General features: G+C 66.9%; 10 protein-coding genes and 1 pseudogene. 1 reads left to right on the forward strand and 10 read right to left on the reverse strand.

Annotation, left to right across the window (positions count from 1 at the left end; genetic code table 11):
- Position 1: 1 nt before the first annotated feature.
- Positions 2-1201: a sodium/glutamate symporter gene (gene gltS / locus IMZ29_RS18785; protein WP_216186947.1), complete on the reverse strand. Its 1200-nt coding sequence runs from the start codon at positions 1199-1201 to the stop codon at positions 2-4.
- Positions 1202-1334: 133 nt separating this feature from the next.
- Between gltS and IMZ29_RS18790 the strand changes: the two genes are divergently transcribed.
- Positions 1335-1544, forward strand: a complete 210-nt coding sequence (locus tag IMZ29_RS18790; RefSeq protein ID WP_216186949.1) for a hypervirulence associated TUDOR domain-containing protein — start codon at positions 1335-1337, stop codon at positions 1542-1544.
- A gap of 74 nt (positions 1545-1618) precedes the next feature.
- Here the strand turns inward: IMZ29_RS18790 and recO are convergent, their stop codons facing one another.
- The 9 genes and pseudogenes from recO to rpoE all read right to left on the reverse strand — a co-directional run bounded on the left by recO (position 1619) and on the right by rpoE (position 10676).
- Positions 1619-2215, reverse strand: coding sequence for a DNA repair protein RecO (recO, locus tag IMZ29_RS18795; RefSeq protein WP_216186951.1), 597 nt, complete (start codon positions 2213-2215; stop codon positions 1619-1621).
- Positions 2202-3134, reverse strand: coding sequence for a GTPase Era (gene era / locus IMZ29_RS18800; protein ID WP_216186953.1), 933 nt, complete (start codon positions 3132-3134; stop codon positions 2202-2204). Before era ends, recO begins: the two co-directional genes overlap by 14 nt.
- An 80-nt stretch (positions 3135-3214) precedes the next feature.
- Positions 3215-3955 (reverse strand): annotated as a pseudogene (gene rnc, locus IMZ29_RS18805) (ribonuclease III); the annotation flags it as partial.
- A 56-nt stretch (positions 3956-4011) separates the two neighbouring features.
- Complete coding sequence (gene lepB, locus IMZ29_RS18810) at positions 4012-4911, reverse strand: signal peptidase I (RefSeq protein ID WP_216186957.1); 900 nt, start codon at positions 4909-4911, stop codon at positions 4012-4014.
- Positions 4908-6701 carry a translation elongation factor 4 gene (gene lepA / locus IMZ29_RS18815; protein WP_216186959.1) on the reverse strand — a complete coding sequence of 598 codons (1794 nt, stop codon included), beginning with the start codon at positions 6699-6701 and terminating at the stop codon, positions 4908-4910. Before lepA ends, lepB begins: the two co-directional genes overlap by 4 nt.
- Before the next feature lie 182 nt (positions 6702-6883).
- Positions 6884-8365, reverse strand: a complete 1482-nt coding sequence (locus tag IMZ29_RS18820; RefSeq protein ID WP_371820357.1) for a Do family serine endopeptidase — start codon at positions 8363-8365, stop codon at positions 6884-6886.
- A 97-nt stretch (positions 8366-8462) separates the two neighbouring features.
- Positions 8463-9464, reverse strand: coding sequence for a MucB/RseB C-terminal domain-containing protein (locus tag IMZ29_RS18825; protein ID WP_216186963.1), 1002 nt, complete (start codon positions 9462-9464; stop codon positions 8463-8465).
- A 2-nt stretch (positions 9465-9466) separates the two neighbouring features.
- Positions 9467-9997: a sigma-E factor negative regulatory protein gene (locus tag IMZ29_RS18830; RefSeq protein WP_216186965.1), complete on the reverse strand. Its 531-nt coding sequence runs from the start codon at positions 9995-9997 to the stop codon at positions 9467-9469.
- Positions 9998-10076: 79 nt separating this feature from the next.
- Complete coding sequence (gene rpoE / locus IMZ29_RS18835; protein ID WP_216186967.1) at positions 10077-10676, reverse strand: RNA polymerase sigma factor RpoE; 600 nt, start codon at positions 10674-10676, stop codon at positions 10077-10079.
- Between the last annotated feature and the right edge of the window lie 102 nt (positions 10677-10778).

Genomic DNA, 10778 nt, shown 5'->3' on the forward strand with positions numbered 1-10778 from the left:
GTCAGAAGCCGAAGATCGGGGTGGCAAGCAACATCTGGATGACCAGCGCGTTGCAGATGTCGAGCAGGAAAGCGCCCACGATGGGGATGACGAGAAAGGCCTGGGGCGAGGGCCCGTATTTGGCGGTGATCGCCTGCATGTTGGCGATCGCCGTGGGCGTGGCGCCCATCGCGAACCCGCAATGCCCGGCACAGATCACGGCGGCGTCGTAATCGCGTCCCATCACGCGAAAGGTGACGAAGGTGACGTACAGCAGCGCCACGACCGTTTGCGTGACGAGAATGGCGAGAATCGGCAACGCCAGGGACACCAGCTCCCAGAGCCGCAGCCCGATCAGCGCCATCGTCAGAAAGAGCGACAGGGACACGCCGCCCAGGACGGACACGGCAGTGTCGTTCACCCGCACCTTGAGTCCGAGGCCCAGGGCATTGCGTACGAACACCCCGCAAAACAGCGTCCAGACGAAGGCAGGGAGCGTGAACACCTCGTTGTGGGCGACCTCCGCCAGCCAGGACCCGGCCACGACACACAGCAGCAGCATCAGCAAGGTGCTGAGAAAGCTCGACTGATCGAGGCCACCCGGCGTCTCGCCCTCGGCATGGGCCGCAGCGTTCGTCGCGGCTGCTGGCTTGAGTCCGTGCCGGGTGATGAGACGCTGCGCCAGGGGCCCGCCGATCAGCCCGCCCAGCACCAGCCCGAACGTGGCGCAGGCCATGGCGAGCTCCATCGCGCCCTGCAGATTCTCGACGTCGGCAAAGCGGCCCGCATAGGCTGCGCCCGTGCCATGGCCGCCATACATGGTGATCGAACCCGCGAGCAGCCCGGTCAGGGGATGCATGTCCATCGCCCAGGCGGCAGACAATCCGATGGCGTTCTGCAACACGAGCAGCCCGAGCACGACGGCCAGGAAGATCACGACGACGCGCCCGCCGCGGATGAGAAGCTTCAGATCCGCACTCAAGCCCACGCTCGCGAAGAACGCCAGCATGAACGTGCTCTGAAAGGACATGTCGAAACTCACCTGCACGTCGAACGCGACGCGGGCCACGGTGATGATCGTGGCGGCAAGCAGGCCGCCCACTACGGGTTCAGGGATGCTGTAGCGCTGCAGGACACCGACGCGAGCGATCAGGGCACGCCCGGTCATGAGCACGCACAAGGTGATGATGAGGGTCGCGATGAGGTTGATTTCTAACGACATATCGTCTCTATCGAGGGTCAGACCGACGACGGATCGCGGCAGCCAAACCGACGATTGTAGCGGGGCGGGCCGAGCAGCTCGACGGCACACGGATTGCGAGTTGGCGACCTCACCCCCTTTTCCGGAGGCCGTCATGGCCGAACTCAAGCGCGGCGATCATGTCACCTGGGGCACATCGCAAGGCAAGACGAAGGGCACGGTCGTCAAGAAAGTGACTTCCGACACGCAGATCGAAGGCCACCATGCCAAGGCGAGCGCAGACGATCCGCAGTTCGTGGTGAAAAGCGACAAGACCGGCAAGAAAGCGGTGCACAAGCCCGAGGCGCTGAAGAAGGCGCGCTGAGGCCAGCACAGCGCTCCACCGACGACCGACCAATCGCCATTCCGACCGCCCGCGCGCTTACTGCAAGCGGGCTGTCAGCTGCGCTGCAGGGAGTGCAGCACGCGGCGCGTGACGAGCGGCCGCCCTTCGAGCTGGGCGTCGATCTGCTGGCGCAGCATCTGGCGCAAGGCAGGCTCGGCCGCGGCGTCGTCGAAATCCGGGTCGTCCATGTCGAAGCCATAACCGGTCTCGCGCAGCAGCGTCCACTCAAAGCGCCGCAGCGCCCCGGACGCGCGTTGCCCGGCCGACAGGCGTTGCAGGGCTTCGTCATAGGCATCGAAGAGCCCGGCATGGGCGTCTTCGCGCGGCATCAGGCGCAGGAGCAGCTCATTCATGTACCAGGCCGACATCATGGCCGGCCCGCTGTAGCGCCGCAGGGTGTCGACCCACTCGGCCCGGGTGAGAGTCTTGACCTCGCCGGCGCCGCTCCAGGAGAGCGCCAGCGGCTGGAAATTGCTGAGCACGGGGCGCAGGGCCGAGTGCGGCCGCTTGGCGCCCTTGGCCACGAGCGCCACGCGACCATGCCGGCGGCTGTACGCCTCGACCAGCAGCGAGGTCTCGCGCCAGGCGGTGCTGTGCAGCAGGAACGCATACGCGTCCGTGACGCGCGTGGCTCCGCTACGTTGCGTCATACCCCAGCTCGCGCAGCGCGCTCTGGCTATCCGACCACCCCTTGCGCACCTTGACGTACACCTCCAGGTGCGTGGGCTGATCGAGGAGCTTGGCGATGTCTTGGCGCGCCTCGGTGGCAATGCGCTTCATGTGCTCGCCGCCCTTGCCCAGCAGGATAGGCCGATGGCTTTCCCGCTCGACGAAGACGCAGGCCGCGATCCGTGTCTGATTCGGGAGCTCTTCCCACTGCTCGATGACCACGGTGCAGCTGTAGGGCAACTCGTCGCCCACCAGCCGGAAGATCTTCTCGCGGATGAGTTCGGTGGTGATGAAGCGCACCGAGCGATCCGTGAGCGCGTCCTCCTCGAACATGGGCTCGCCCTGGGGCAGCCCCTGGGCGATTTCGGCCATCAGGGGATCGAGCTGGCGGTGCTTCTCGGCACTCACTGGCACCACGGCGTCGAACGCATGCTGCTCGGCGATCTTCTGGACGAAGGGAAAGAGCGCGTTGCGGTCCTTCAGCAGATCCGTCTTGTTGACGGCCAGGATGTGACGCGGGCCCTTGGGCAGCAGCGGCAGCAGCTCCGCGTCGGCCGGCGTCCACTTGCCCGCCTGCACCACCATCACCACGACGTCCACGTCGGACAGCGCCTGGGTGACGACGCGGTTCATCATGCGGTTCATCGTGCCGCCGTGCTTGCGCTGGAAACCCGGGGTGTCGACGAACACGAACTGCTCGCCCGGGCGCGTGAGCACGCCGTGGATGCGGTGGCGCGTCGTCTGCGCCTTGCGCGAGACGATGCTGACCTTGGCACCGATGAGGGCATTCAGCAGCGTGGACTTGCCCACGTTGGGCCGGCCGACGATGGCGATGAGGCCGCAACGGCCCTGGGCTTCGGAGGCGCCGTCGGCGCTCTCGGGGGTGACGATGTCAGTCATGGGGTGGTTCCTCCGCCCTCCCGGGCGGGTGTGCGATCGTCGTCGGCGGGCTTGGCTGGCAACTCGTGGGCGGCGGCGCTCTGCGCGACGGCCACCGGCAAGGAGAGCTGCGGCGATTTGCGCGCACGCGGGCGGCGGGCCTGGCCGGTGTCGGCCGCCTGCACCACCGCCAACGCCTGGCGCGCGGCCTCCTGCTCGGCGGCACGGCGGCTGCCGCCCGTGCCCCGGACCAGCACGTCCAGGCGCGGAATGGCGCACTCGACTTCGAATTCCTGATTATGCGCCGCCCCATGCGTGGCGACCACGGCATACAGCGGCAATGCGATGCGACGCCCTTGCAGATACTCCTGCAGCAGCGTCTTGGCGTCCTTGCCGAGGGTCTTGGGATCCACGCCCGCGAGCACCGGCTGATACAGCCGACGGATGACGCGACAGGCTTCCTCGAAGCCACCGTCCAGGTAGACGGCGCCGAAGATGGCCTCCAGCGTATCGGCCAGGATCGAGGGCCGGCGAAAGCCACCGCTCTTCAACTCGCCCTCACCCAGCCGCAGGAAGGGGGAGAGCTCGAGCTGCTGGGCGATGTCGGCCAGCGACGCCTGCTTGACGAGGTTGGCACGCAGGCGCGACAGATCGCCTTCGTCGATGCGCGCGAAGCGCTCATACAGCAGCGAGGCGACGGCGCAGTTGAGCACGCTGTCGCCCAGGAACTCCAGACGCTCGTTGTGCCGCGCGCTATGGCTGCGGTGCGTGAGCGCCTGCTCCAGGAGGCTGGGGGTGCGGAACCGATAGTCCAGCCGGGTTTCGAGATCGCCGAGCTTCATGATTCACCCGCGCGGACGAACCCGCAGGCCCGGAGCCGCGCATGCGGCCGGCGTGCTCATCGCACACCGCCGATACGGCCCAGGTCGCCGAAGTTCATCCAGATGAAGAAGGCCTTGCCCACGATGTTCTCCTGCGGCACGAAGCCCCAGTAGCGGCTGTCCGCGCTGTTGTCGCGGTTATCGCCCATCACGAAGTACTGGCCTTCGGGCACCGTGCAGCGGATGCCGCCAGGCTGGAAGCTGCAGCGGTTGCGCTGGGCGCCGCCGGAATAGATCTCGGCCCCGCCCTGCTGCGTGTCGAGCAGGATGCGGTGTTGCACGGCGCCGAGCTTCTCGGTGTACTCGCCGCTATAGGCCGCACGATCGGGTTCGAAGTAGTCGCCCACGCGCTCGCGCGGGATCTCGGTGCCGTTCACGTACAGCCGCTTGTTGACGTAGGCGATCTCGTCGCCCGGCACGCCGATCACGCGCTTGATGAAATCCACCTTCGGATCCGGCGGGTAGCGGAACACCATGATGTCGCCGCGCTGCGGATCGTTGACGTCGATCACCTTGGTGTCGACCACCGGCAGGCGAATACCGTAGGTGAACTTGTTCACGAGAATGAGATCGCCCGACTGCAGCGTGGGCAGCATCGAGCCCGACGGGATGCGAAAGGGCTCGACCACGAACGAGCGCAGCACGAAGACGAAGAGGATCACCGGCAGGAAGCTGACGGAATACTCGACCCACCACGGCGCACGGCCAGCCTCGGCCAGTGCCTGGGCACGGTGACGATCCGAGGCTTCGGCGCCCTCGACGGCCCGCAGGTGCGGCGCGCGATCCCGATCGAACTCGGCGGCGGCGGCCATGACGCGTCGCTTGCGCGCCGGGCGCAGCCAGATCACGTCGATCACCCAGACGATGCCGGTGACCACCAGCAGCACGAAGAGGATCAGCGCAAAGTTCCAGCTCATTTGTCTTCCACCTGCAGGATGGCCAGGAAGGCTTCCTGGGGGATCTCCACACTACCGACCTGCTTCATGCGCTTCTTGCCGGCCTTTTGCTTCTCGAGCAGCTTCTTCTTGCGGCTGATGTCGCCGCCGTAGCACTTGGCGAGCACGTTCTTGCGCAGGGCCTTGACGTTCTCGCGCGCAATCACCTCGGCGCCGATGGCCGCCTGGATGGCCACGTCGTACATCTGGCGCGGAATGAGGCCCCGCATGCGCGTGACCACGTCGCGCGCGCGGTGGCGGGCGTTGGCGCGGTGCACGATGACCGACAGCGCATCCACCCGATCGCCGTTGATGAGCAGATCCACCTTGACCACGTCGGCGTTGCGGTATTCCTTGAACTCGTAGTCCATGGAGGCGTAGCCGCGCGAGACGGACTTCAGGCGGTCGAAGAAATCCAGCACGATCTCGGCGAGCGGGATCTCGTACGTCAGATGGACCTGGCGGCCGTGGTAGGCCATGTTGATCTGGTTGCCGCGCTTGCCCGTACACAGCGTGATCACGGCGCCCACGTACTCCTGCGGCATGAAGAGGGTGACGGTGACGACCGGCTCGCGAATCTCCTCGATCTTGCCGATCTCGGGCATCTTGGAGGGGCTGTCCACCATCAGCATCGTGCCGTCACGCAACTGAACTTCATAGACCACCGACGGCGCGGTGGTGATGAGGTCCATGTCGAATTCGCGCTCCAGGCGCTCCTGCACGATCTCCATGTGCAGCATGCCGAGAAAGCCGCAACGGAACCCGAAACCCAGAGCCTGCGAGACTTCCGGTTCGAAGAGCAGCGCGGCATCGTTGAGCTTCAGCTTCTCGAGCGAATCGCGCAGCTGGTCGTACTCGCTGGATTCGACCGGGTAAAGCCCCGCGAACACCTGCGGCTTCACTTCCTTGAAACCGGGCAGCGCCGCAGCAGCCGGGCGATTGGCCAGCGTGAGCGTGTCACCCATCTTGGCGTGGGCGAGCTCCTTGATGCCGGCGATCACGAAACCCACCTCGCCTGCCGACAGCGATTCGCGCGGCTGCGAGCGCGGCGTGAAGGCGCCGACCTGCTCGCACGGGTGCGTGGCGCCCGCCTGCATGAGGAGAATCTTGTCCTTGGGACGCAGGGTGCCGTTGATGACGCGCACCAGCATGACCACGCCGACGTAGTTGTCGAACCAGGAATCGATGACCAGCGCCTGCAGCGGCGCGTCAGGGTCGCCCTCCGGAGGCGGCACCTTCGCGACCACGGCCTCGAGGATGTCCTCGATGCCCATGCCGGTCTTGGCGCTGGCGGCGATCGCGTCGTGGGCATCGATGCCGATGACTTCCTCGATCTCGCCACGGGCGTTCTCGGGATCGGCCTGGGGCAGATCCATCTTGTTGAGCACAGGCACCACTTCCACGCCCAGTTCGATGGCGGTGTAGCAGTTGGCGACTGTCTGGGCCTCGACGCCTTGCGAGGCATCGACCACCAGCAGCGCGCCTTCGCAGGCGGACAGCGAGCGGCTCACTTCATAGGAGAAGTCGACGTGCCCCGGCGTGTCGATGAGATTCAGGTGATAGACCTTGCCATCGCGCGCGGTGTAGCGCAGCGACGCCGTCTGGGCCTTGATGGTGATGCCGCGCTCACGCTCCAGATCCATCGAGTCGAGGACCTGGGCCTCCATCTCGCGGTCGGAAAGCCCGCCGCAGCGCTGGATCAGGCGATCCGCGAGCGTGGACTTGCCGTGATCGATGTGGGCGATGATGGAAAAGTTGCGGATGTGCTGCATAGGAAGTCAGAAGCCAGGAACGGAAGTGGAGTACAGAACGGCAAAAAAGGGCGCACCTCGCGCCCTTTTGCTTTGCCAGGGGGGACCGTCCCATGGCAACAGGCGCCCCGCGCCCGGGGGGCACCGCCAGGAATCCGGCACGAGCGACGAAAACGCCGCGCGTGCCGGGTCAGCCGGCTATTCTACCGCGCCGGCCGGATGGGCACCCATTGGGTGACGTCGCCGCGACGCACCAGGAGTGCGTTGACGCGGTTCTTGTCGAGCTTGGCCACCAGATCGTTAAACTGGCTCGCGCCCGTGACGTCGGTGTCGTTGACGGCCAGGATCACGTCGCCCGCCGTGATGCCGGCACTGGCCGCCTCACCCTCGGCGCGTTCGACCTTCACGCCACCACGCACGCGCAGCTCGGTGCGCTCGGCCTGCGTCAGGTCAGTGACGGCCAGGCCCATCGCGTTGGTCTGCGCCTGCGAAGGCCCGGAATCCTGGCTGGCGCGCGGGGCCGTGGCCTCTGGCTCGAGGGTGTCGACCTTCACGCGCAGATCCACCGTCTTGCCCTTGCGCCACACCTGGAGCGTGGCTTCGGTGCCCGGCTTGGTGCCGCCGACCATGCGCGGCAGATCGGACACGCGGCGCACGTCGGCCCCGTTGAACTTGAGCACCACGTCGCCCGGCTGGACGCCCGCGGCATCGGCCGGACCGCCGCGCTCGACACCGCTCACCAGTGCGCCCACGGCGCGATCCAGGCCAATCGCCTTGGCAACCTCTTCGCTCACCTCGCCCACCTGCACGCCGATGCGCCCGCGTACCACCTTGCCGGTGTCACGCAGTTGATCGACCACGCGCATGGCCTCGTCGATCGGGATCGCGAGCGAGATGCCCATGAAGCCGCCACTGCGCGAGACGATCTGCGAATTGATGCCCACCACGTTGCCGCTCATGTCGATGAGCGGACCGCCCGAGTTGCCGGGGTTCACGGCCACGTCCGTCTGGATGAAGGGCAGGTAATCGCCGGTGTCGCGCCCGATGGCGCTCACGATGCCGGAGGTGACCGTGGAATCCAGACCGAAGGGCGAGCCGAACGCAAGCACCCACTGGCCCTTCTTCAGGGTCTTGGGATCGCCGATGTTGAGCACCGGCGCATCTTTGATGTCGACCTTCAGCAGGGCGACGTCGGTGCGCTGATCCGAGCCGATGACCTCGGCCTTGAACTCGCGGCCATCGGCCAGCGTCACGACGATGCCGTCGGCACCATCCACGACGTGGTGGTTGGTGAGCACGTAGCCGTCGCGCGAGATGAAGAAGCCCGAGCCAACGCCGCGGGGCACGCTGCGCTCTTCGCCACCGCCGCCGGGAGGCTGCTGCTGGGGCGGTTGGCCGGGGACTTGGGGCCGGGCGCCGCCACCGCCGCCGGGCGGGGCGAACTCGGGGCCGAAGAACCAGCGGAAGAGTTCATAGGGATCGCTGCCGCCACCCGGACCGCGACCGGCCACCCGGATGGAGGCCGTGGTGCGGATGTTGACCACGCCCGGGTCGATCTTCTCGACCACCGTGGTGAAATCAGGCAGCGCCGGGGCTTGCTGCGCCATCGCCGCCGGCGCCCCTGCCACGAGCGCCGCACCGAGCAGGGCGACGTTGCGCGCCCGACGCAGCCAATGCACGAACATCAATGACATGATCCAACTCCAGCTCTCAGGATGAGAAAGGAAAAATACCACCGGCGCGGCCCGCACCCGGGAGGGCGCGGCGCCCGCCGACCGGGGTTCAGGGAGCGCGTGGCTCGAAGGTGATGGCCTCGGCCACCTGGCGTACCGTGCCTGCCGGCACCTCGCCCATGACCGTCAGCCAATAATCGCCCAGACGTCGGCAGAAGATGCTCGTGGCGCCGTGTTCCTTGGCGCCGGCCGTCTCTTCACGGCTGGGCAGGTAGGATTCGATGAAGACAGAGATCGCGGCCACCCCATCCGAGAGCACGAGCTGGCGTACGCTCTTGTCGTGCTTCAGGGTGCGCTGGATCTCGCTGATCGGCGCAAAGCCTGGTGGCGCGGAGATCCGCCAGCCTTCGGCAGCGAGATTGACGGGATCGCCGGCCGGCACTTCGCGCCAGCCCGAGACGTCCTGCCCCGGCTTGACGAGCGCAGGGTCCAGCCCGGGACCGAAGCGCACCTCGGAGAACGCGACCTGTTCGAGCACCTGACCGTCGGCATCGATGGTCTGGGCCTTGAGCAGCAGGCCACTGTCGACGTCGGCGCACAGCCGGTAACCCCAGCGGTCGGAGGCCCGCGGGTTCACGTGGGCAATGAGACAGGGACGTCCGGCCACACGACCGGGCTCGGCCTCGACCTCGACCGTGTAGTGCTCGGCGAGCGCAGCCGGGTCACCATGATAGAAGGCCGGAAAATGCTCGATCTCGCGTTGCTCGAGCAGCAGGATGCGCAACTCCGGAAACAGCGTGCGCACCTGATCGTTGTGACGCAGGAACTCCCGATGCGCGCGCCCGTCCAGGATCTCGACCCGCTGGTGCTCGCCGCTGCCATCGACCAGATGCGCCATCTGCGAGGACAGCATCACCTGACCTTGCTGATAGATGAAGACGCCCGCGTAGTCGAGCTCGCGAGCGGCCCGCTTGATGCGATCGAGGTAACCCGCGGCGGCAGGGTCACTGGATGGGGCCGGCGAAGCCGCGGCAGGACTGGCCAGCAAGGCCAGTGCGGATACGGCCAACGCGCAGCACGCGCCGGCGATCTGGCGAAGAAGCACTGCCATCGTCAAGGCCGCCGCGTATCCAGGCTCGCCTGCGTGACTGCGCCCATGCCGGCCATGTTGCGGTGCGCGTCGAAGTAGTCAGCGAGCGTCGGATCCAGCGGCAGCGAGGCCGACATCACGGCCTGGCGCGTCGTGGCCCGGGTATCGGCTTGCAGCACCGCTCCGCTCGGCGCGATGTACGGCTGAGCGATCCATGTCACGGCCGCCACGGCGGCCGCCAGGGCCACACCCGGAATGGCGTAGCGCGCAAACACGCGGCCCGCGGGGCGTCGTCGCGGCGCCACGATGGCGGGCTCGTCGGCCAGGGCCTGGGCAAAGCGGCGCTGGAAGTCGCCTGCGGCTGGCCGCGCCAGCGCGGGCGAGCGCAGCACGTCGCCGATCAGATGATAGGTGTCCCAATCCTGGGCTGCAGATTCCGAGCGTCCGAGCCCTTCGGGCATGGGCGCTTCGCCATCCATGAAGGCGGACAGCGCGAGCTTCGCTTCGTCGGTTCGCACCTCGGTTGCGTCTTCGCGCATACGCACTGCATTCATGACGTCACTCCTCGATTACTGCCGCATATGACTCTGCGAACGTTCAGGGGTTCCATTACTGCACGGCGCATCGATATCCCTACCAGCGCTTGTCGTCGGGGGTGTCCAGCAGAGGCCGCAATCGGGTCGCGATGGCCTCCCGGGCACGGAAGATCCGCGAACGCACGGTGCCGATCGGGCACCCCATCGTCTGCGCGATCTCCTCGTAGCTGAGCCCCTCGATCTCGCGCAGCACGATGGCCGTGCGCAGCTCGTCGGGCAGCGCGTCGATGGCCTGGTTCACCGTTTCGGCGATCTCGCGGCTGGCAAACGCGGCTTCGGGGGTATTGATATCGCTTAGGTTGTCGGTTTCGTCAAAAGTTTCGCCATCCTCGGATTCATAGTGCATCCCGCCGCTCGGACGGCGGCGCGTGGCGACGAGGTGATTCTTGGCGGTATTGACGGCAATGCGGTAGAGCCACGTGTAGAACGCGCTCTCGCCCCGGAACTGCGGCAGTGCCCGGTAGGCCTTGATGAAGGCATCCTGGGCCACGTCCTCGACCTCGACCGGGTCGCGGATGAGCCGCGAGAGCAGCCGCATGATCTTGCGCTGGTACTTGGCCACCAGCAGTTCGAAGGCCTTCTTGTCGCCGCGCTGGACGCGCTCGACCAGGACGGCATCGGCGTCGCGCTCGCTCAAGAGAGGGCTCCTGCGGTGCCGTGCATCAGGCCTGCCTTGCCGCGCTGGCGGCCATGCGCCAGCGCGCCGCCACCTGAAGGCGGCGCCAGGCCGCGCCGCCAC

The organism is Verticiella alkaliphila (genome assembly GCF_018904615.1).
Lineage (GTDB): Bacteria > Pseudomonadota > Gammaproteobacteria > Burkholderiales > Burkholderiaceae_B > Verticiella > Verticiella alkaliphila.

Coding starts and splice junctions, on each gene's coding strand:
- lepA (WP_216186959.1), bottom strand. CDS start 6,701: ATGCAGCACATCCGCAACTTTTCCATCATCGCCCACATCGATCACGGC.
- era (WP_216186953.1), bottom strand. CDS start 3,134: ATGACTGACATCGTCACCCCCGAGAGCGCCGACGGCGCCTCCGAAGCC.
- gltS (WP_216186947.1), bottom strand. CDS start 1,201: ATGTCGTTAGAAATCAACCTCATCGCGACCCTCATCATCACCTTGTGC.
- IMZ29_RS18790 (WP_216186949.1), top strand. CDS start 1,335: ATGGCCGAACTCAAGCGCGGCGATCATGTCACCTGGGGCACATCGCAA.
- IMZ29_RS18830 (WP_216186965.1), bottom strand. CDS start 9,997: ATGAATGCAGTGCGTATGCGCGAAGACGCAACCGAGGTGCGAACCGAC.
- lepB (WP_216186957.1), bottom strand. CDS start 4,911: ATGAGCTGGAACTTTGCGCTGATCCTCTTCGTGCTGCTGGTGGTCACC.
- recO (WP_216186951.1), bottom strand. CDS start 2,215: ATGACGCAACGTAGCGGAGCCACGCGCGTCACGGACGCGTATGCGTTC.
- IMZ29_RS18825 (WP_216186963.1), bottom strand. CDS start 9,464: ATGGCAGTGCTTCTTCGCCAGATCGCCGGCGCGTGCTGCGCGTTGGCC.
- IMZ29_RS18820 (WP_371820357.1), bottom strand. CDS start 8,365: ATGTTCGTGCATTGGCTGCGTCGGGCGCGCAACGTCGCCCTGCTCGGT.